The 21,074-nt window shown below is 67.4% G+C and carries 19 protein-coding genes and 1 tRNA gene; 11 read left to right on the plus strand and 9 right to left on the minus strand.

Features of this window, described 5'->3' with window-relative positions:
- Window positions 1-103 precede the first annotated feature (103 nt).
- The 5 genes from QNO06_RS02720 to tmk all read right to left on the minus strand — a co-directional run bounded on the left by QNO06_RS02720 (window position 104) and on the right by tmk (window position 4,785).
- Window positions 104-919, minus strand: a complete 816-nt coding sequence (locus tag QNO06_RS02720; RefSeq protein ID WP_227913316.1) for a hypothetical protein — start codon at window positions 917-919, stop codon at window positions 104-106.
- 240 nt (window positions 920-1,159) lie between these two features.
- Window positions 1,160-1,235 (minus strand) — tRNA-Thr (locus QNO06_RS02725).
- Window positions 1,236-1,344: 109 nt separating this feature from the next.
- Window positions 1,345-2,922 (minus strand): alpha/beta hydrolase, encoded by a 1,578-nt coding sequence (locus tag QNO06_RS02730; protein WP_227913317.1) that lies wholly within the window; start codon window positions 2,920-2,922, stop codon window positions 1,345-1,347.
- 76 nt (window positions 2,923-2,998) lie between these two features.
- Window positions 2,999-4,141 (minus strand): DNA polymerase III subunit delta', encoded by a 1,143-nt coding sequence (locus tag QNO06_RS02735; protein ID WP_227913318.1) that lies wholly within the window; start codon window positions 4,139-4,141, stop codon window positions 2,999-3,001.
- Window positions 4,138-4,785: a dTMP kinase gene (gene tmk, locus QNO06_RS02740; protein WP_227913319.1), complete on the minus strand. Its 648-nt coding sequence runs from the start codon at window positions 4,783-4,785 to the stop codon at window positions 4,138-4,140. Before tmk ends, QNO06_RS02735 begins: the two co-directional genes overlap by 4 nt.
- Before the next feature lie 97 nt (window positions 4,786-4,882).
- On the opposite strand from tmk, the gene QNO06_RS02745 reads away from it, so the two are divergent.
- On the plus strand, window positions 4,883-6,028 hold the full coding sequence (locus QNO06_RS02745) for a trans-sulfuration enzyme family protein (RefSeq protein ID WP_227913320.1): 1,146 nt from the start codon (window positions 4,883-4,885) through the stop codon (window positions 6,026-6,028).
- 18 nt (window positions 6,029-6,046) lie between these two features.
- Complete coding sequence (locus tag QNO06_RS02750) at window positions 6,047-6,367, plus strand: DUF2516 family protein (RefSeq protein WP_227913349.1); 321 nt, start codon at window positions 6,047-6,049, stop codon at window positions 6,365-6,367.
- Window positions 6,368-6,393: 26 nt separating this feature from the next.
- On the opposite strand, the gene QNO06_RS02755 is transcribed toward QNO06_RS02750, so the two are convergent.
- Window positions 6,394-7,164, minus strand: a complete 771-nt coding sequence (locus QNO06_RS02755) for a class I SAM-dependent methyltransferase (RefSeq protein ID WP_227913350.1) — start codon at window positions 7,162-7,164, stop codon at window positions 6,394-6,396.
- A gap of 161 nt (window positions 7,165-7,325) precedes the next feature.
- Here QNO06_RS02755 and QNO06_RS02760 point away from each other — a divergent pair, with 161 nt between their 5' ends.
- On the plus strand, window positions 7,326-8,078 hold the full coding sequence (locus QNO06_RS02760; protein ID WP_227913321.1) for a phosphoglyceromutase: 753 nt from the start codon (window positions 7,326-7,328) through the stop codon (window positions 8,076-8,078).
- A gap of 108 nt (window positions 8,079-8,186) precedes the next feature.
- Here the strand turns inward: QNO06_RS02760 and phoU are convergent, their stop codons facing one another.
- Window positions 8,187-8,849, minus strand: a complete 663-nt coding sequence (gene phoU / locus QNO06_RS02765; protein ID WP_227913322.1) for a phosphate signaling complex protein PhoU — start codon at window positions 8,847-8,849, stop codon at window positions 8,187-8,189.
- 185 nt (window positions 8,850-9,034) lie between these two features.
- On the opposite strand from phoU, the gene QNO06_RS02770 reads away from it, so the two are divergent.
- Both QNO06_RS02770 and QNO06_RS02775 read left to right on the plus strand, forming a co-directional pair.
- Window positions 9,035-10,195, plus strand: a complete 1,161-nt coding sequence (locus QNO06_RS02770; protein WP_227913323.1) for a sensor histidine kinase — start codon at window positions 9,035-9,037, stop codon at window positions 10,193-10,195.
- Window positions 10,192-10,872, plus strand: coding sequence for a response regulator transcription factor (locus QNO06_RS02775; RefSeq protein WP_227913324.1), 681 nt, complete (start codon window positions 10,192-10,194; stop codon window positions 10,870-10,872). Before QNO06_RS02770 ends, QNO06_RS02775 begins: the two co-directional genes overlap by 4 nt.
- A gap of 86 nt (window positions 10,873-10,958) precedes the next feature.
- On the opposite strand, the gene QNO06_RS02780 is transcribed toward QNO06_RS02775, so the two are convergent.
- Complete coding sequence (locus QNO06_RS02780) at window positions 10,959-11,543, minus strand: hypothetical protein (RefSeq protein ID WP_227913325.1); 585 nt, start codon at window positions 11,541-11,543, stop codon at window positions 10,959-10,961.
- 245 nt (window positions 11,544-11,788) lie between these two features.
- On the opposite strand from QNO06_RS02780, the gene QNO06_RS02785 reads away from it, so the two are divergent.
- The 6 genes from QNO06_RS02785 (at window position 11,789) to glgX (ending at window position 18,377) form a co-directional block, all read left to right on the plus strand.
- On the plus strand, window positions 11,789-12,271 hold the full coding sequence (locus QNO06_RS02785) for a CarD family transcriptional regulator (protein WP_227913326.1): 483 nt from the start codon (window positions 11,789-11,791) through the stop codon (window positions 12,269-12,271).
- An 87-nt stretch (window positions 12,272-12,358) separates the two neighbouring features.
- Window positions 12,359-13,135 carry a 2-C-methyl-D-erythritol 4-phosphate cytidylyltransferase gene (ispD, locus tag QNO06_RS02790; protein ID WP_227913327.1) on the plus strand — a complete coding sequence of 259 codons (777 nt, stop codon included), beginning with the start codon at window positions 12,359-12,361 and terminating at the stop codon, window positions 13,133-13,135.
- 1 nt (window position 13,136) lies between these two features.
- The gene (gene ispF, locus QNO06_RS02795; protein ID WP_227913328.1) at window positions 13,137-13,625 is read left to right on the plus strand and encodes a 2-C-methyl-D-erythritol 2,4-cyclodiphosphate synthase; all 489 of its coding nucleotides are present in this window, start codon (window positions 13,137-13,139) and stop codon (window positions 13,623-13,625) included.
- Between the two features lie 52 nt (window positions 13,626-13,677).
- On the plus strand, window positions 13,678-15,108 hold the full coding sequence (cysS, locus tag QNO06_RS02800; protein WP_227913329.1) for a cysteine--tRNA ligase: 1,431 nt from the start codon (window positions 13,678-13,680) through the stop codon (window positions 15,106-15,108).
- A gap of 94 nt (window positions 15,109-15,202) precedes the next feature.
- Window positions 15,203-16,192, plus strand: coding sequence for a 23S rRNA (guanosine(2251)-2'-O)-methyltransferase RlmB (gene rlmB / locus QNO06_RS02805; RefSeq protein ID WP_227913330.1), 990 nt, complete (start codon window positions 15,203-15,205; stop codon window positions 16,190-16,192).
- A gap of 34 nt (window positions 16,193-16,226) precedes the next feature.
- A complete protein-coding gene (gene glgX, locus QNO06_RS02810) occupies window positions 16,227-18,377 on the plus strand; it encodes a glycogen debranching protein GlgX (protein WP_442860173.1) in 2,151 nt (716 codons plus the stop codon).
- A gap of 64 nt (window positions 18,378-18,441) precedes the next feature.
- Here glgX and glgP read toward each other — a convergent pair whose 3' ends face one another.
- On the minus strand, window positions 18,442-21,069 hold the full coding sequence (gene glgP, locus QNO06_RS02815) for an alpha-glucan family phosphorylase (protein ID WP_227913331.1): 2,628 nt from the start codon (window positions 21,067-21,069) through the stop codon (window positions 18,442-18,444).
- Between the last annotated feature and the right edge of the window lie 5 nt (window positions 21,070-21,074).

Here is a 21,074-nt window from a genome sequence, read left to right on the forward strand (position 1 = left end):
TCCCTGTGAGGCTAGGCCCGCTTCCGGCAGGAAACGGTCAAGCCCGGCACAAGGGCGGCCCAATTTATGCACAGTGTTTCCGCAAGGGACTGGGGGAGCGGGCTCAGCTGCGCCGTGCCGCGCGCCGCTTGCCGGCAGCAGCCGCACCTGCCGCCCCGGCAGCCAGGGCGGCGGCCAGGGCGGCGGCCAGGCCGGCCGCGCCCAACGCCGCCCCGGCGCCCGGCGCGGTGTATGCAGCGGCACCTTGGGCCGCCGTATCCACCTCCACCCCGGCGGCCGCTCCGCCGCGCGGCATACCGTCCAGCTGGGAGGGCATCAGCACGCCGCAGGCTGCCGGCAGGGTTGCCGCCAGCGGAAGCGAAGGATCTTCCGGACTGGTTTTTTGCTGTGCCGCTGCCGGCAGGAGTGCCGGATCCACGCCGTGCATTTCCACGGCCGCGGTTCCGGCCTGCAGGGCTGCCATGGTTTCCGGATCCAGCATGACGGTCCGCTCGTAGCTGTAACTTCCGCCGCCCGGGAACCGGTCGACGGCGACGGCGGACGCCGGGCTGGTGTCTCCGGAGATGGTCAGGGACGTGCTGATGTGCCCGGTCAGGGGAGCGCCTTCGGGCGAGCTGACGACGCCGTCGCCGTCGGAATCCGATTCCGGACCGGCACACACGCCCTGCCCGCCGACATGGATGTGCTGGGTGTGCGGGAAGGGTGCGCCGCGCCAGGTTTCGGCGGCGCCGGTGACGGACATGTGCACCGTGGCCTCGCTGCCGTGGACCTCGACCATCACGCTGCCGCTGGTGCCGCTGTTGTTGGCCGGTGCCAGTTCCGCCTGCCAGGTGCCGTCTTCGGCGGCCGCAGGGCCGGCAGCGACAACAAGGGCGCCGAGCACGGCCGCCGGAACGAGGAATAGTTTTCGGGTTTTCATGGGAGGGACCTCTCGCCAAATGGGTGATTTCGCTTGTTACCCCCGGGCAGAAACTGTAAAGCGCTGCCCCTTCGGCGAGGAACATGCACGGGGGCCGACGGCAGCCCCGGGAGCGAAATGGTTCGGCGCCGGAACCGATCATGCGCCCGCCCCGCGGATAGGCGGCGGACTGCTTGTTCCGCTGCGGGTTTTATGCAGGCACGCAAAAGCCCCCGGCACCAACAGGTGCCGGGGGCTTAGTGGAGCCTCCTGCCAGAATCGAACTGGCGACCTTCTCATTACGAGTGAGACGCTCTACCAACTGAGCTAAGGAGGCGGGCTTCAGCTGTCCGTTGCCGGGCAGAATCCACAAGGAACTACTTTATACGCACCTTCGGTGCGGGTCAAAATGGCTGCCTGCCGCGCTCCGGAACCCGGGCACGGGATCAGCTGCAAACCAGGTCCTCCTCGGGCACCGTGCCGTCCACAAAGTAGTCATCCACCACGTCTTCCACGCACTGGCTGCCCCGCCCGTAAGCCGTGTGGCCTTCACCTTCCCAGGTCACCAGCACGGCGGAGTCCATCTGCGCAGCCAGTGCCTGCGCCCATTCGTACGGGGTGGCCGGGTCGCCGGTGGTGCCGATCACCAGGAGGTCCGCGGCACCGGCGGCCTTGATCGGATGCGGCTCGTTGACCGGTGCATGCGGCCACACCTCGCAGGTGATGCCGCCGTAGGCAAGGTACTTGCCAATGGTGGGGGAGGCTGCCTCAAGGTCCCGGGCGTCCGCGGCCATCTGCGCGTCGTCGCTGACCATGGGGTAGTCCAGGCAGTTGACTGCGCTGAAGGCCACGGTGCTGTTGGACTTGTAGTGCCCGTCCTCGTCCCGGTCTGCGCTGATGTCCGCAAGCCGGAGCATCATGGTGGGATCGCCGTCCTTGAGCGCACCCTCCAGTGCCTGGGACAGCACCGGCCAGTTGGCGTCGTCGTAGAGGGGAAGGATGAAGCCGCTGACGAACGTGGAGACGGTGACTACGCGGCCGTCCGCCGCCGTCATCGGGCTGGCTTCAACCGAGGCCAGCAGCTCCTGGATGGTCTGGACCGCCTGGTCGGGGGTGCCTTCAAGCGGACAGTTCCGGCCGGTCAGGCAGTCCTGAACATACGCGCGGATGGCCTTCTCGAACGCGGCCGCCTGGCCCAGGGTCACTTCCTCGTTGCTGGAGGACGGGTCCAGGGCGCCGTCGAGCACCAGCCGCCCCACGTTCCCGGGGAACAACTCGGCGTAGGTGGCGCCGAGGAAGGTGCCGTAGGAGAACCCCAGATAGTTCAGCTTTTGATCGCCGACGACGGCGCGCAGCACGTCCATGTCGCGGGCGGCGCTGGCGGTGTCCACAAAGCCGAGCAGATCGCCGGTTTCGGCAGCGCAGGCATCCGCCAAGGCCTTGGCGCTCAGCCGTGCCTCTTCCAGTCCCTCCGGGGTGCCGGGGTCGACGTACTCGGCGCGTGCCGCGTCCATTTCCTCATCATCCAGGCACTTCACGGGCGAGGAGCGGCCAACGCCGCGGGGATCGAAGCCCAGCACGTTGTAGTTCTCCCGCAGCCGGTCGCTGGCCACCTGGTCCAGGGACTGGCGGACAAAGTCGTATCCGGAACCGCCGGGACCACCCGGGTTGATGAGAATGGTGCCCTCGGCCTCCCCGTCGGCGCTGGCCATGATGGTGGACAGCTCCAACGTGCCGGCACCGGGATCTTCATAGTCCATTGGCACCGTGACGGTTGCGCAGCGGAAGTCCCCTTCGCACTCCTCCCAGGCCACTTCCTGGCTGTAGAACTCCTGCAGCTCTTCGGGCACATCGCCGATGATGTCCGCTGACGCCGTCGTCGCCGATTCCGCGGGCCCGGGCTCCGCCGCCCCGGGGTCCGTCCCGTCTCCGGGAGTGCAGGCGGTGGCAGCAGCCAGCAGCAGCGCCGAGACGGCCGCGGCGGCCATCCGCGGAAAGCGGCGGCGGGCAGTGGCGGTAGTCATTTCTTACTCCTGGTGCGGCTCGGCCTGCGGCGTCCGAAGGCTGGCGGAAGAGGGCGGGAAGGTCCTGCTGTGGACATTACAGCAGGCTCACGGTCATCGCCTCGATGGCCAGCAGCGGCGCCACATTGGTGGTCACCAGGCGGCGGCGGACGGTGTTGATCTCTTCCATCCGCATCAAGGTCTGCTCCGGGGACCCGTAGGCGGCGAACTCGTCCAGCTCGCGGCGCATCGCCTCGTTCACCAGCGGTCCGCGGCTGCCGATCTGGATCATCAGCACATCGCGGTAGAAGGACAGCAGGTCCGTCAGCGCCCGGTCGAAGTAGTCGTTCTTGGACCGTTTCGCGCGGCGCACCTGGTCCTCTTCCAGCCGCTTCACCTGGCTGCGCAGCGACGGCGGCAGGGTCCCGCCCTCGGGTGCGCCCAGGGAGGCAAGCAGGGCCTGCTTCTCTGCAGCGTCACGTTCTTCGAAGGAACTGGCGGCTTCCGCCTCGGCCAGGGACACCAGGTCAGCGGCCGCCTTCATGGCTCCGGAGACATTCCGCAGCGACAGCGGCAGCCGCACAATGCTCTCCCGGCGGCTGCGCGCACCTTCGTCCGTGGCCAGGCGCTTGGCCACACCGACATGGCTCTGCGCGGCGCGGGCGGCGTTCATAGCGACCTCCGGGGCGATCCCGTCGCGGCGGATCAGCAGCTGCGCGACATCTTCCACCGGGGGCAGCCGCAGGCCCACCGGGCGGCACCGGGAGCGGATGGTCACCAGGACGTCTCCGGGGCTGGGGGCGCACAGCAGCCAGATGGTGCGCGGCGGCGGCTCCTCGATGGCTTTGAGCAGCACGTTGGTGCTGCGTTCCTGCATCCGGTCCGCGTCTTCCACGATGATGACCCGCCAGCGGCCGGTGGACGGCTTGTCCTGGGCCTTGCGCACCAGGTCACGCGCCTCGTCAATGCTGATGGTGACTTTCTCCGTGGTCACGGACGTGACGTCGGCATGGGACCCGGCCAGTACGGTCACGCATGCCTTGCACTTTCCGCATCCGCGCAGGGAAAGGTCTTCCTGCTCGCAGACCAGGGCGGCGGCGAAGGCGCGGGCGGCATTGGAGCGGCCGGAACCGGGCGGGCCGGTGAACAGCCAGGCGTGGTTCGGGCGGGGTTCGGCGGCGCCTCGGCGCAGCTGCTCCACCACCGGGTCCTGCCCCTGCAGGTCATCCCACACACTCACGGCAGCAGCTTTTCCACGCGGCGGAGTATGGCCTCGGCCAGTTCGTCCCTGGGGCGGCCCGCGTCGAGCACCAGGTACCGGCCCGGCTCGGCCTGCGCGGTTTCCAGGAAGGCGCGGCGGATCTGCAGGTGGAAGGCGTCCGGCTCGGACTCGAGCCGGTCTTCGGTGCCCTGCCCCGCCGTCCGCCGGTCCCGCCCGCGTTCGGGTTCGACGTCGAGCAGGACGGTCAGGTCCGGTTCCAGCCCGCCGGTGGCCCAGTTGTTCAGGCTGCGCACGGTGTCGGTGCCCAGCCCCCGGCCGGCGCCCTGGTAGGCCACCGAGCTGTCAATGTACCGGTCGCACACCACCACGGTTCCGGCGGCCAGCGCGGGGGCAATCACCTGCTGCACATGGGCGGCCCGGGAGGCGGCGAAGATGAGCGCTTCGGTTCGGGCGTCGATTTCTCCGTTGCCGTGCTCCAGGACCAGTGTGCGCAACGCCTCGCCCACCGGGGTGCCGCCGGGTTCGCGGGTGCGTAGGACGCAGTGCCCGGCGCGTTCCAGGGCCTCGGTCAGCCGCTGCGCCTGCGTGGACTTCCCGGCGCCGTCTCCGCCCTCCATGGCAATGAACAGGCCGCGGGTTTCGGGGAGATTAGAATTGCTCACCCGCCTAGCCTACCTAGTCCGGCTGGGAGCCCATGCAGCACTTTCGCACCGCATCCGGTAGGCGGAGGGGACGCTCCGCCGGACTAGGCTGATCCCTATGAGCCCCTCTTCCCCGCACGGACCAGCTGTTTCCCCCGATACCCTCGTTGTCTCGGCCGGCCGGCCGGTGCGCGAGCACGATGCGCCGGTGAACCCGCCCATAGTGCTCTCCTCCACCTACTTCGGCACCGGCAGCCCCGTTGCGGGCGAGCGCGGGTACGGCCGGTATTCCAACCCGACCTGGGACCCGTTCGAAGAGGCGCTGGGCGAACTGGAGGGTGCCGCCCTGCCCGCCCTGGTCTACGGGTCCGGCCTGGCTGCGGTGATGGCCGCCCTGTCCCTGGTTCCGGCAGGCGGGGTGGTGGTGATGCCCCGGCACAGCTACCAGGGTTCGCTGCTGCTGGCAGCCGAGGAAGCCGCGAACGGCCGCTTCTCGGTGCGGACCGTGGACATCGCCGACACCCGGGAGGTGATTGCGCAGCTCGACGGCGCCGCCATGCTGTGGATCGAAAGCCCCACCAACCCCATGCTCGAAGTCGCCGACATTCCGGTGCTGGCCGCAGCGGCCCGCGACGCCGGGGCGCTGGTGGTTGCCGACAACACCTTCGCCACGCCCCTGGTGACCCGCCCGCTCCTGCTGGGCGCCGACGTCGTGGTCCACTCCGTGACCAAGTACCTGGCCGGGCACTCCGACGTGGTCCTGGGCGCTGCGGCCACCTCCGATCCCGGGCTCCGGGACCAGCTGCTTCGATACCGGTCCCTGCACGGCGCCGTCGCCGGACCGTTCGAAGTGTGGCTGGCCCTGCGCGGGCTGCGCACGCTGGCACTGCGGATCGAGCGCTCGCAGGCCACCGCCATGGAACTGGCCCGGCGGCTGCGGGAGGCGCCGCAGGTGGAGACGGTCCGCTACCCGGGACTGCCGGAAGACCCGGGGTACGCCCGGGCCCAGGCGCAGATGAACGGATTCGGCTCCGTGCTGTGCATCGAGGTGGCCGGCGGCGCGGCAGCCGCGGAAAAGGTGACCGAATCGGTACGGCTGTGGCTGCCGGCCACGTCCCTGGGCGGGGTCGAGTCGCTGATCGAACGGCGGCGCCGCCAGCCCGGGGAGCCGCACACCGTTCCCGAAGGCCTGCTGCGGCTTTCCACCGGCATCGAAAACCCCGGGGACCTCTGGAACGACCTGCAACAGGCACTTACGCGGTAGGCTAGCGCTGTGGCCCTCATGTACATGATCCAGTACTACCTCTACCTCGCGCTCGGCGTAGTCGCGCTCGCCATTGAGCTGTGGGCGCTCCTGGACTGCGTCCGGCGCAAGCCCGCAGACTTTGAACGGGCTTACAAGCGCACCAAGGGGTTCTGGCTTGGCCTGACCGGCGGAGCCAGTGCCGTGGGGGTCCTCGCGGTTGCCGTGCCGTCCCTGAGCCTGCTGCTGTTCCAGCTGGCCGCGGTTATTGCCGCTTCCGTGTACCTGGCCGACGTGAAGCCCGCCATTGGCAGCTCCCGCGGCAGGGGAGGCAACCAGGGCCCCTACGGCCCCTGGTAAACAACCGGCCCGGGCAACACCGGGCACTAAGCGGGCCGGACGGCGTCCCACGCCACAGTGATCTCGCCCAACCGCCACCGGGACGGACCGGTCAGCAGCGGCGCGCCGCCGGCCTTCAACGCTGCGCACATGCTGAGCCAGCGCTGCCGGTTCCCGTAGGACGCCATGGGTGCGGCTTCCTCCCATGCCCGGTCCATTGACTGCAGGAAAGCATGGATCCGTTCACCGGGAACGTTGCGGTGAATCAGTGCCTTGGGCAGGCGCTCAGCCACGTCGGAGGGCCGCTCGAAGGCGCCGAACCGCAGCGAAATGCTCAGCGAAACCGGCCCCCCGGCATCAAGTTCCACCCAGGTGGCCCGGCGGCCTATCTCGTCGCAGGTGCCGTCAATGAAAATGCCGCCGGGCGCCAGGCGGGAGCACACCATGTCCCAGTACTGCGCATAGTCCTCTTCCGCATACTGGCGCAGCACGTTGAACGCCCGGACCATCACCGGCCGGCGTCCGTCCACGGGCAGCTCGAACCCGCCCTGCCGGAAGCTCAGCCCCTCCCGTTCCAGCGGTTTGGCGGCCAGCACGCGGGCAGGATCGATTTCGATGCCCATCACCTCGACGTCGGCACGGATGCGGCCGAGCCGGCCATGCAGCTCGACGGCGGTGGTGGGTGCGGCACCGTATCCCAGATCCACGATCAGGGGGTCCGCGGCCTGGCGCAGCCGCCACTTGGCAGGCCCCGCAAGCCACCGGTCCACCCGCCTGAGCCGGTTGGGGTTTGTAGTGCCCCTGGTCACATTTCCCACGGGTTTTTGGGCTTTTTGCACCAGATAATGCTAGCCCTACTGCGGGTGCGTCCTGGACGCGGTTGCGGGCGGCAGGGGCGGCTCGGAATCCTCGGGGCAGCGTGGGGTCCGTGCAGGTGCCGCCCTCCCTGACAGGTGTGCTCTCCGATACCATGGCTTATATGACCTACAAACTGATCCTTCTGCGCCACGGGCAGAGTGAATGGAATGAAAAAAACCTCTTCACGGGCTGGGTGGACGTGGATCTGACGGACCTCGGCCGCGCAGAGGCCATCCGCGGCGGTGAGCTGCTGGTTGAGAACAACATCCTCCCGGACATCCTCTACACGTCCCGGCTCCAGCGGGCCATCAACACCGCCAACCTGGCCCTTGGCACCGCCGACCGCATCTGGATCGACGTCAAGCGCAGCTGGCGCCTGAACGAACGCCACTACGGTGCGCTGCAGGGCAAGGACAAGGCCCAGACCCTGGCCGAATACGGCGAGGAGCAGTTCATGCTCTGGCGCCGTTCCTACGACACGCCCCCGCCGCCCCTGCCGGACGACAGCGAATTCTCCCAGGCCCACGATCCGCGCTACGCGGACCTGAGTTCGGACGTGCTGCCCCGCACCGAGTGCCTCAAGGACGTGCTGGACCGCTTCCTTCCGTACTGGGAGTCGGACATCTCCAAGGACATCCGCACGGGCAAGACCGTGATGATCGCCGCACACGGCAACTCGCTGCGGGCCCTGGTCAAGCACCTGGACGGCATCAGCGACGCCGATATTGCCGCGGTGAACATTCCCACCGGCATCCCGCTGGTGTACGAACTGGATGAAAACCTCAAGCCGGTGAAGGCCGGCGGCACCTACCTCGACCCCGAGGCCGCCGCCGAGTCCATCAAGGCCGTGGCCAACCAGGGCAAAAAGAAGTAGGACTTTCGCAGGTATTGCCCGGCAGCGCTCGGGCAGTGCCGGCAAACAAACAGCAAGGGCGGTCCCGCGCGGGGCCGCCCTTGCTGTGTCCGGGGCCTGCCGCCGGTGCTAGACGCCGCTTTCGGACAGCGGCTGCCATTCTCCCGTCACCAGGTAGTTGACCTTGCGGGTCACCGAGACGCCGTGGTCGGCAAACCGTTCAAAGTAGCGGCTGGCCAGGGTGAGGTCCACCGTGCTGACCGCGGGTACATTCCAGTCGGCGGAGGCGATGGACTTGAAGACCCCTGCATGCAGCTCGTTGATCCGCGTGTTGGCGGCGTAGATGTCCTTGCTCAGTTCCAAGTTGCGGGTTTCCAGCAAATCGGTGAGCCGTTCGGAAATGCGGATGTCCAGCCGGGCCATTTCCCGGAACGTTTCCACCATCGCCTCCGGCACCACGTTGGCCGGGTAGCGCAGCCGGGCCAGCTGGGCCACGTGCCGTGCAAGGTCGCCCATCCGCTCCAGCGACGCACTCATACGCAGCGAGCCCACAATCATCCGCAGGTCACTGGCAACGGGACCCTGCAGGGCCAGGACGTCGATGGCCCGCTCGTCCAGGTCGTTCTGCAGGAAATCGATGCGTGCGTCGGCGGCAATGACATCCTGCGCCAGTTCAATATCGGCGCCCTCGAAGGCAAGGGTGGCTTTCTGCATCGCCTCCGTCACAAGCTGCGATATCTGGGTCAGTTCTTCACCGATCTGGTGAAGTTCGGCCTGGAAAACCTTGCGCACTGAAGCGTCCTCTCGAAAGCGGTGGTTTCTGCGAAAAAATGCGGGGGCGGTACGGCCACGCCGCTCCTGCAGGATGTCAGCCCGGGGTTAACCGCACGGACCCCTTAGATGAACGTTAGTTTAACTAATCGGCCAAAGCCATCAGGAATCGTTCCGGCCGGGAATCGCGTGCCTAAGCTAGGAAGGTGAATCCTGTACTGCTGGCGCTGCTGGCCGGAGCGCTCGGCCTGGCCGTTGGTGCCTTCGGTGTCCTCGCCTACGAAGTGAGCCAGCGCAAGCGCCGGGAATTGGCCGACGTTTCGGAACCCACGGTGCCCGAGGGCGCGGCGGAGGTCCTGGGCGTCATCGGACGTGCCTATATCGTGGCCGACGCCGTCGACGGTGTGGTCCGGGCCAGTCCCGGTGCGTACGCTTTCGGCCTGGTGCGCGGGCACACCATGGTCAACGACAGCCTGCTGGCCATGTGCGCCCGGGTTCGGCGTGACGGCGTCATCGAGGAGGCGCGGCTGGAACTGCCCCGCGGCCCGCTGGGGGAAGGGGCGCTGATCCTGCAGGTGCGCGTTGCCACTGTGGGGGAGGAATATGTCCTGATCCTCGCTGACGACCGCACCGAAATCACCCGCACGGAGGAAGTGCGCAATGATTTCGTCGCCAACGTCTCGCACGAGTTGAAGACCCCGGTGGGTGCCATCTCGCTGCTGTCTGAAGCGCTCGACGACGCCGCGGGAGACGAGGAAGCGGTCCGCCGGTTCGCGGGGCGGATGCACCGCGAGTCCAGCCGCCTGACCGCCCTGGTGCAGGACATCATTGAGTTGTCCCGGCTGCAGAGCACCGACATTGTGGACCGGGCGAAACCGGTGGACGTGAACCGCGTCCTGGAAGACGCCGTCGAAGCGAACCGGTCCAACGCGGAGAACAAGAACATTGAGGTGGTCCTGGGCGGGAAGTCCGACGCCGCCGTTTTCGGCGATGCCCAAATGCTCACCACTGCGTTCCGGAACCTGATCGACAACGCCATACGGTATTCTCCCGAGGGCAGCCGGGTGGGAATAGGTCTGCAGTCCCGGGCCGGGATGGCCCAAGTGGCGGTCACCGACCAGGGTGCCGGTATTGCTCCGGAGGAACAGGAACGGATATTCGAACGGTTCTACCGCATTGACGCCGCACGTTCCCGCCATACCGGCGGCACCGGGCTCGGCCTGAGCATCGTCAAGCACGTGGTGGCCAACCACGGCGGCGAGGTGGACCTGTGGTCCAGGCTCGGGCACGGATCAACCTTTACCGTGCGGCTTCCGGAAATGGACATAGCCGATACAAATGAATCGAAGCAGGGAGCAACCGCTTGACCCGGATCTTGATTGTCGAAGACGAGGAGTCCTTCAGCGACCCCCTCTCCTATCTGCTGAAGCGGGAGGGATTCGACGTTGATGTGGTGGACAACGGGACGGACGCCATCGCCGTCTATGAACAGTCCGGCGCGGACCTGCTCCTGCTGGACCTGATGCTGCCGGGGCTTTCCGGCACCGAGGTCTGCCGCCGGATCCGCCAGCGTTCCGACGTGCCGGTGATTATGCTGACCGCCCGTGATTCGGAGATTGACAAGGTGGTGGGACTTGAGATCGGTGCGGATGACTACGTAACCAAGCCTTATTCCTCCCGTGAACTGCTGGCCCGGGTTCGGGCCGTCCTGCGCCGGCGCGGTGAGGCTGCCGATTCCGGCGGGGCCGCACTGGAGGCAGGACCGGTTCGGATGGATATTGACCGGCACGTGGTGCAGGTCAACGGTGCCGGCGTGCAGCTGCCGCTGAAGGAGTTCGAGCTGTTGGAGTTGCTGCTGCGAAACTCCGGCAGGGTGCTGACCCGAGGGCAGCTGATCGAGCGGGTTTGGGGAGCCGATTACGTGGGCGACACCAAAACCCTGGACGTACATGTGAAGAGGCTGCGAGCCAAGATCGAGGATGACTCCTCGGCGCCGCGGCACCTGGTTACCGTCCGCGGGCTGGGCTACAAGTTCGAGGCCTGAACCCAGGGGTCGAACCGGCTCCGACGCGGGAAATGACGAAGGGGGCCGGTGCCGAAGCACCGGCCCCCTTCGGGGAATGGAATGTCCTAGCCGTTGGAGGGGCTGGTCGGTGCCGTTCCCGTCTCGCTGTTGGTGTCTGTGTCTGCGTCGGTGGCCTCGTCCGAGGGGACTTCGGAGGGGGACTCCGACGGCGTGGGGGAGGGCAGGTACTGCTGGTAGAACGGCTGGTCGCCGTTGACCACGGGAATGTTCAGGCCGGTCTTCTCAGCGCCCATCTGCAGTTGGGCGTCGATGCCGTCGCCGGCGGGAACTTCGACGGCACTGACCATGACCCGTTCGGGGGATTCCTTCTCGAAAACGACCTTGTCTCCGGCTGGAAGGTTCCACGTCAGCGTGGAGCCGCCCACGGCAAGCGTGAAGGACTGGGAGTTCGAGGAATCGTTCAGGACGGTGCCGATCAGCCGGCCCGGGTCACCGTTGCCGTTGCTGACCACCAAAAGGTTGCGCAGCTGCAGGTCGCCCACGTTCTCTACGATGCCGTCCGAGGGGGAGTACTCGCGGGTGGTCGCCTGTTCGTTCACAGCGCTGCAACCTGCCGTGCCCAGCATGCCCAGCGCGATGACGCCGGCCGCAGCGGCGCGGCGGACCCGGTTCTTGGGTGTGAATCTCACAGCACAAACTCCTGAAGTATTACGGTCTACGGACCTGAGGCTATCTTTGGTGCCTAGCCTATCGGCTAAACGGGGAAAAACTGGATTCCTTGGTCGGTTCCGGAGGGTGCGGCAGGCGCATCAAACTACCTGCAAGAGGCGGAATACTACCCACCCGGGACGCCAAGAGGTACCTGACCTGCGAAAACTCTACTCGGCGTGTCGCATCTCTGGTAAACTGAGGGCCGGGAAAGGGGAAAGACCACATGGTTTTTGAGGTTGGCGAAACAGTTGTTTACCCTCACCACGGTGCCGCGAAGATCGAAGAGATCAAGATGCGAACCATCAAGGGCGAAGAGAAAATGTATCTCAAGCTTAAGGTGGCCCAGGGTGATCTGACCATTGAAGTACCGGCTGAGAACGTCGACCTCGTTGGGGTGCGCGATGTAGTGGGCAAGGAAGGCTTGGAGCACGTCTTTGACGTACTGCGGGCCGAGCTCACTGAAGAGCCCACTAACTGGTCGCGCCGGTACAAGGCAAACCTGGAAAAGCTCGCGTCAGGTGATGTTGTCAAGGTAGCGGAGGTCGTCCGCGATCTCTGGCGCCGGGACCATGACCGCGGGCTGTCTGCAGGCGAGAAGCGAATGCTCGCCAAGGCACGCCAGATTCTTATTTCGGAACTGGCACTTGCTGAAAAAACGGATGAAGACCAGGCGGCAGTTGTGCTTGACGAGGTACTCGCAAGCTAGGCTACCGATTCATTTTCCTGCAATTGCCGGTCCTTCGGGGCCGGCAATTGTTGTTTTCCGGCCGTTTTCCGCCGCTAAGGTGGAACGGTGTCCCCATCATTTTCCTCCCCACGGCGCATCGGCGTTGTTGTTGTAGCCGGCGGTTCCGGCCAGCGCCTGGGCTACGGCATCCCCAAGGCAGCTGTTCCGCTCGCCGGTGAGCCGATGCTCGCCCACACCCTGCGTGCGGTATCTGCCGCAGGCATCGCCTCCGCGGTTGTGGTTGCCGTGCCTGCCGGCGACACCGTGATGCGCGGCATCTGCGCCGCCCCCGAGTTCACCGCCCCCGGATGCCCGGACCTCCGGGCCGTCGACGGCGGAGCCAGCCGGCCCGAATCGGTGCGTGCCGCGCTGGCCGTGCTGCCGCAGGACCTAGACGCCGTCCTGGTCCACGATGCCGCCCGGGCGCTGACACCTCCGGAGGTTTTCCTGCGGGTAGTTGCCGCACTGGCGGACGGCGCGCAGGCAGTCATCCCCGCTGTGCCCGTGGTGGACACCATCAAGGACACCGAGCCCGTCCAACCGGCTGCCGGCGCGGGGGCCGCCCGCCGCGTCACCGGTACCCCGGACCGCTCCCGGCTGCGCGCCGTCCAGACACCGCAGGGTTTCGAGGCCGCCCTGCTCCGCAGGGCCCACGACGCCGCACTGTCCTTCGACGAGGCGCAGGCTGCCTCCGTGACGGACGACGCCATGCTGGCCGAATCCCTGGGTGTCGAGGTCTACGTGGTCGAAGGCTCCCAACTGTCCCTGAAAATCACCACCCCGCTGGACATGGTGCTCGCAGAAGCGATCCTTTCCGGCGGCTACCGGCATCCGGAGAACTGACATGAGCATGCCCCGCACCGGAATTGGCGTGGATGTCCACGCCTTCACCCCCGAATCCGCGCCCCGGCCGCTGTGGGTTGCGGGCCTGCACTGGGAGGATGAACGCGGCCTGGCCGGCCACTCCGACGGCGATCCGGTGGCGCACGCCGCAGCGGACGCGCTGTTCTCCGCTGCCGGCCTGGGTGACCTGGGCACGCATTTCGGCACCGATCGCCCCGAATATGCCGGCGCCGCGGGTGTGGTGCTGCTCCGCGATGCGGCGCGGATCGTGCGCGAGGCCGGGTTCGAGATCGGCAACATCGCCGTGCAGTTGATCGGCAACCGCCCCAAGTTCAGCCCCCGCAGGGCCGAAGCCGAAGCGGTCCTCAGTACGGCGGCCGGTGCACCCGTCAGCGTCTCCGCCACCACCACCGACGGACTGGGTTTCACCGGCCGGGGCGAGGGAATCGCCGCCGTGGCCACCGCCGTCGTCGCCTCCGCAACCCGCTGACCCCCAGCCAATCCGGGAACCGGGCACGGGCGGTTTCGGCTAGCCTAGAGCAGTGAGCTTGAGATTCTATGACACGGCGACAGCGCAGGTCCGGGACTTCGTTCCCCTGGTGGAGGGAAAGGCCAGCCTCTACTACTGCGGTGCCACCGTGCAGGGACTCCCGCACGTAGGGCACATCCGTTCCGCCATCGCCTTTGACCAGCTCACCCGCTGGCTGCGGTACCGCGGCCTGCAGGTCACCGTGGTGCGCAATGTGACGGATATTGACGACAAGATCCTGGCCAAGGCCGCCGATTCCGTCGGCGCGGACCCGGCCCCCGGCGTGGTGCCGGACGAGCCGTGGTGGGCGCTGGCGTACCGCTTCGAGCAGGAATTCGCCCGGGCCTATGACACCCTCGGCGTGCAGCGGCCCACCTATGAACCGCGCGCCACCGGGCACATCCCGGAAATGCACGCCCTGATCGCCACGCTGATCGAGCGCGGCCACGCCTACCCGGCACTGGATGACTCCGGCGACGTGTACTTCGACGTGCGCTCCTGGGAAAAATACGGGTCCCTGACCCACCAGAGCATCGAGGACATGCAGGCCGCGCCCGACGCCGGACCCCGCGGCAAGCGCGACCCCCGGGACTTCGCGCTGTGGAAGGGGCATAAAGAGGGTGAGCCGGACACGGCCGCATGGGACAGCCCGTGGGGCCGCGGCCGGCCCGGCTGGCACCTGGAGTGCTCTGCCATGGTCACCAAATACCTCGGCACCGAGTTCGACATCCACGGCGGCGGACTGGACCTGCGGTTCCCGCACCACGAAAACGAGATGGCCCAGTCCCAGGCCGCGGGCCACGGCTTCGCCAACTTCTGGATGCACAACGGCATGGTCACCTTCGAGGGCGAAAAGATGTCCAAATCCATCGGCAACACCGTCAGCCCGGCTCAAATGCTGGAGGCGGCCAGCCCGCGGGTGGTCCGCTACTACCTCGGCCAGGCCCACTACCGTTCCGTGCTGGACTACCGGCCCACCTCCCTGCAGGAGGCCGCTGCCGCCGTCGAGCGCATCGACGGGTTTATCGCCAAGGCATCCGCCAAGGCATCCGCGGCTGATGCCGGGCCACAGGCCGTTCCCGAGGCGTTCGCTGCGGCAATGGATGATGACTTGAACGTGCCGCAGGCCCTGGCCGTGCTGCATGAGACAGTGCGTGCCGGGAACACGGCGCTGGCCGAAAACGACGCCGACGCTGCCGGGCAGGCGCTCCGCGCCGTCCTGGCGATGACGTCCGTCCTGGGACTGGACGATGCCCGTGAGGCCGAGTCGTCGTCGCCCGCCGACGCCGCCCTGGACGCCCTGGTGCAGGACCGCCTGGCCGAGCGGCGGCAGGCCCGGGCGGAGAAGGACTGGGCCCGCGCCGACGCGATCCGTGACGCGCTGGCCGCGGTGGGCATCACTGTGGAGGACACTGCCGACGGCGCGTCCTGGAGCTTCGCCTGAGCCAAACCCCGGACCCGGGAGCGGGTGTCCTGCAGCCCGGCCGGACACTGCGTAAACTGAAAGGGAATGCTTTCTTCTAGTAAAGGTGTAACCGATGGCCAACAATGGACGTCCCGGCGCAATGCGCAAAGCCAAGAAGGGCCCCAGCGGCGGTACCGGCGGGCTCGGCCGCAAGGCCCTCGAGGGCAAGGGCCCCACACCCAAGGCTGAAGACCGCCCCTACCACAAGGCGTTCAAGAACAAGCAGCTCTCCGAGCGCTCCGCTGCCAAGCGCGGCGACTCCCGCGCCGGCGGCCGCAGCGGCACCAACGTCCGCGGCAAGGTCGCCGAAGAGGTCGTCACCGGCCGCAACTCCGTGGTGGAAGCCCTGCGTGCCGGCATCCCCGCCAAGGCCCTCCACGTTGCCGTCCGCATCGACATGGACGACCGTGTCCGCGAATCCCTGAAAATGGCCGCCGAACGCGGCCTGCCGGTGATGGAAACGCACAAGCCGGAACTGGACCGCATGACCAACGAGGCCGTGCACCAGGGCCTGGTCCTGCAGATCCCGCCGTACGAATACGCTGATCCCACGGACCTTGCCTCCGAAACCATCGAGGCTTGGAAGAAGGGGCACATCCGCAACGCGCCGCTCTTCGTGGCCCTGGACGGAATCACGGATCCCCGCAACCTCGGCGCGATCATCCGCTCCGCTTCCGCCTTCAGCGCGCACGGCGTGATCGTGCCCGAGCGGCGTGCCGTTGGCGTCACCGCGTCGGCCTGGAAGACCAGTGCCGGTGCTGCCGTCCGCGTTCCCGTGGCCCGCGCAGGCAACCTGAACAACACCCTGAAGACGTTCAAGAAGATGGGCATCTTTGTCCTCGGGCTGGACGGCGACGGCGACGTGTCACTGCCGTCGATCGTGCTGGCCAAGGAACCGATCTGCATTGTGGTCGGCTCCGAGGGCAAGGGCCTGTCCCGCCTGGTCCGCGAGAACTGCGACCAGATTGTATCCATTCCGATCGATTCCGCCATGGAGTCGCTCAACGCCTCCATGGCTGTTGGCATTACTCTGTACGAAATTTCCCGGCAGCGCTCCGCCTAGTCCTCAGGTTCCGCCTCCGGCAGCAAAGGGCACCATGGCACACGTGATTACTGGTACCACCGCGGGCAGCGCACCGAAGCGGGACTCGCGGCCCCTTCCGCTGGGCGTCCGGCACGCGGTGCCCGGTGTGCCGGAGGTGCCCGGAGCCGTAAACGTGTCCGTTTACGCTCCGGGCGTGCCCGCGCTGGACATCCACTACGAGACAGCGCCGGGCAGTTGGACATCGGCGCGGCTCACGGACACGGTGCTGGGTATCCACCACGGCCGGGTCTTCGGGCTCCGGCACGGCAGCCGGTACGGGTTCTGGCCGCGGAGCACGGAGCTCCCCGCGGAACCGGGAGGCTTCCAGCTGCTGCTGGATCCCTACGGCCGCGGCATAGAGGAAGCAGACGGTGGCTCCGAACCCGTCTATTTCTCCGTTTACACGGGCTCGGCTTTCGACTGGGGCGATTCAACGCGGCCGCATACCCCGTGGCGGGACACGGTCATATACGAGGCCCATGTCCGCGGCCAGACCATGCTGCATCCCGGAATCCCCGAAGAGCTCCGCGGAACCTACGCCGGCATGGGGCACCCGGTGATGATCCAGTACCTCCAGGACTTGGGCATCACCGCCGTGGAACTGCTGCCGGTGCACTTCCACGCAGATGAACTGCACCTGCAGGAGCTGGGCCTGACCAACTACTGGGGGTACAACACTCTCGGGTTCTTCGCCCCGCATGCCGGGTACGCCACGGAGGCGGCCCGCCGGGCCGGTGCCCAGGCCGTGCAGGACGAGGTCAAGGCAATGGTCAAGGCCCTGCACGAAGCCGGCATCGAGGTCCTGCTGGACGTGGTCTACAACCACACCGCCGAGGGCAAGGCCGAACGGCCGGCCTTGAGCTGGCGGGGCCTGGGGGATGAAACCTACTACCGGCACGGTCCCGACGGCGGGTACGTGGACACCACCGGCTGCGGCAACACCCTGGATTTCAGCGAGCCCCGTGTGGTCCAGCTGGCCCTGGATTCGCTGCGCCACTGGGTGCAGGAGTACCGGGTGGACGGTTTCCGCTTCGACTTGGCACCGACGCTGTGCCGTGACGGTGACGGAAAGTTCAACCCGCGGCACCCCTTCCTGGTGGCGGTGGCGGCGGATGCCGTGCTGCAGGACGTAAAACTTATTTCCGAACCGTGGGACGTGGGCCCGGACGGGTGGCAGACCGGCCGCTTCCCGCAGGGCTGGGCGGATTGGAACGACCATTTTCGTGACATCGCCCGGGATTTCTGGCTCCGGGACCAGGCCGCACTGGCTGCCGGCGGTGAAGGCGGTTCCATGGGTCGGCTGGCCGGGGCGCTGGCCGGCTCGTCCGAACTGTTTGCCGGGTCCGGCCGCACCCCGCTGGCCTCCATCAACTTCGTCACCGCCCACGACGGCTTCACGCTTGCAGACCTAACCATGTTCGAGCGCAAGCACAATGAGGCCAACGGGGAAGAAAACCGGGACGGGACCGGAGAGAACCGCAGCTACAACCACGGCGTCGAAGGGCCCACCGATGACGAGCGGGTCAACGCCGGCCGCGCCCGGACCGCCCGGAACCTGATGGCCACGCTGACCCTGTCACTGGGCGTTCCCATGCTGGCCGCCGGGGACGAGACCGGACGCAGCCAGCGGGGCAACAACAACGCCTACTGCCAGGACAGTGAGCTCTCATGGCTGCACTGGGACTTCGACGACGCCGCCCGGCAGATGCTCTCGACCACCCGCACGCTCCTGCGCCTGCGCCGCGAATACCTGGCCAGGCAGCCGTACCATTTCCCGGCCGACCCGCGGCAGTCCTTCCTGCTCTGGTTCGACCAGGACGGCTTACCCATGACCCCCGAACGCTGGAACGATCCGCACACCCGGCTGGTGCAGGTCTTGATCGGATCCGGCGACGGGGCGCTGAACGGGTCGGTGGTGCTCAACGGCGGGCTGCACGACGTCGGGATCCGGCTGCCGGACGCCGAAGCCCTGTCAGCGGCGCGCCGGGACGCCGGCATCCGCCAGGACGCGGGAGCCGGACCCGACGGTACGGACCTGGGGTACGAACTGGTGTTTTCCACCGCCGATGTACCGGGCGAGGCAAACCGGCACGGTGTCCGGCTGCCTGCCGGGGAGACGGACACCGCGCCGGCGAATTCCATCAGCCTCTACCGCGCCGCCTAGCCGGTCACGGACGGGCCCCGCCGGTAGGGTGCCCGTCCGTGCAACACCGTCTAGGAGGCGTTGTCTAGGAGGCGTTGGCCACCAGCCCCAGCTCCGCCTTGGATGCCAGGCCTGAGTGGGTCGGGAGCACCCGGACGGTGTAGCCGAACGGTCCTGCCTGCTCAATCCGGATGGTTCCCTGGAACAGGTGCCGTCCCGAGCCCAGGTCCTCCTCCGGAGACAGTTCCTGAAGCCGGTGTCCGCTCAGGCGGTCATTTTCGGTGACCATCCCGTAGGCCACTTCCACGCTGACATCCTCGGGCCGGAGCGAACCCAGGGAAACGTAGGCCTGTACGGTCAGGCTGTCGCCGATCTGCGGGTTCTCACTGACACCCACCGAATCCACGCGCTCCACCTGCACGGTGGACCAGCCGTCCCTGACCCGGATGATCCACAGGGCCAGTTCCTTGGCGGCGGAGAATCCGTCCGCCGCCATGGCCCGGCCCGATGAGCTTGCCGGCCGGTACAGCCGGTTCACATAGTCCTTAAGCATCCGCGAGGCGGAGACGTTCGGGCCCAGGTCCGCGAGGGTGTGCTTGACCATTTCCAGCCACTCGTGCGGCAGCGAATCGGCGGGCGGTTCGGAAGGGCCGGCCGCGCCCGCATCTGCGGGGGGCTCGGCACCGTAGAACATGGGTGCCACCGAGTTCTCCAGGAGGTCATACAGTGCTGCCGCCTCGATGTCGTCGCGCTGGTCCGCGCTGTACACCTCCCGGGTGCGGGTGCCCTTGCTGGGGTTGGCGGAGGGAATGGCCCAGCCGTTGTTGCCGTCGTACATTTCATCCCACCAGCCATCAAGGATGGACAGGTTCAGGCCGCCGTTGATGGCCGACTTCATGCCGGACGTTCCCGATGCCTCCAGCGGCCGCAGCGGGTTGTTCAGCCACACGTCGCAGCCGGGGAACAGGGTCCTTGCCATGGCAATGTCGTAATTGGGCAGGAACACAATCCGGTGACGCACCGCCGGGTCGTCCGTGAAACGCACCAGGTCCTGGATCATCTTTTTGCCCTGCTCATCGGCGGGATGGGATTTGCCCGCCACCACCACCTGGATGGGCCTGGTCGGATGCAGCAGCAGTGCCTTCAGCCGGTCCGGATCCCGCAGCATCAGGGTCAGCCGCTTATAGGTGGGCACGCGCCGCGCAAAGCCGATGGTCAGCACGCCCGGGTCCAGGACGTGCTCGCTCCAGGCCAGTTCCGCGTCCGAAGCCCCCCGCTTGCGCCAGGCGTTCTTGACCCGCTGCCGCACGTCCTGCACCAGGTTGCTGCGCAGTCTCCGCCGCAGGTCCCACAGGTCCTTGTCATCGATCTCGTATGCCCGGCCCCAGTCGCGGTCGTGGACGGTGGCCACACCGAACTTTTCGCTGGCCAGGGCCGTCACCTCCGGGTCAATCCAGGTGGGGACGTGCACGCCGTTGGTGACCGAGGTGATGGGCACCTCGGAGACGTCGAAGCCGGGCCAGAGGCCGGAGAACATCTCCCGGGACACTTCTCCGTGCAGTTTCGCCACGCCGTTGGCCCGCTGCGCCAGCCGCAGGCCCATCACGGCCATGTTGAACTTGGACGGGTCGCCGCCCTCATAGTTCTCCGCGCCGAGGGCCAGGATCCGGTCTGTGGGGACCGACTGAGCCAGCCCGGCACTGAAGAAATGGCGGATCTGGGCCTGCTCGAACCGGTCAATGCCAGCCGGCACCGGGGTGTGGGTCGTGAAGACCGTGGAAGCGCGGGCAACGGTCAGTGCTTCCTCCCAGGTCATGCCCTCATCCATCAGCTCCCGGATCCGTTCCACGCCCTGGAACCCGGCGTGCCCCTCGTTGCTGTGGAAGACCTCAGCCGCGGGAGCATGGGTCAGCCGCTGGAACACCCGCAGTGCCTTGGCCCCGCCCATGCCCAGCAGCAGTTCCTGCTGCAGGCGGTGGTCTCCGCCGCCGCCGTAGAGCCGGTCCGTGATGCCGCGGGCGGCGTCGTCGTTGCCGATGACGTCGGAGTCCAGCAGCAGCAGCGGCACCCGCCCGACGTCGGCACGCCAGATCTGTGCCGTCAGCTGGCGGTTGTCCGGCAGGGGAAGGGTGATTTTGGCCGGGCTGCCGTCCTCCTCCCGCAGCAGGGTCAGCGGCAGGCCGTTGGGATCCAGCACGGGGTAGGTTTCGAGCTGCCAGCCGTCCCGGGACAGCGCCTGCTTGAAGTAGCCGGCCTTGTAGAGCAGCCCTACGGCCACCAGCGGCACGCCCAGGTCCGAGGCGGCCTTCAGGTGATCGCCGGCCAGGATGCCCAAGCCGCCGGAATACTGCGGCAGCACGGCGCTGATGCCGTACTCGGGGGAGAAGTAGGCAATGGACTGCGGAGCGTCCTCGCCCAGTCCCTGGTACCAGCGTGGTTCATGGAGGTATTTGTCGAGGTCTTTGCCCAGGTCCTGGATGACGGAGACCAGATGCTCATCCTGGGCAATGCGCTCAAGCTTGTCCCGGCTTACGGTGCCCAGCAGCTTCACCGGATCGCCGCCGCTGGTACGCCAGGCTTCGGGGTCCAGGCTCTCGAACAGCCGGAGCGTGGGCTGGTGCCAGGACCAACGCAAATTCCAGGCCAGCCGCCCGAGGGGCTCAATGCTGGGAGGTAGGACAGTGCGGACGGTAAATCTGCGGATTGCCTTCACCCCGG

It is taken from the genome of Arthrobacter sp. zg-Y20 (assembly GCF_030142075.1).
Taxonomy (GTDB): domain Bacteria; phylum Actinomycetota; class Actinomycetes; order Actinomycetales; family Micrococcaceae; genus Arthrobacter_B.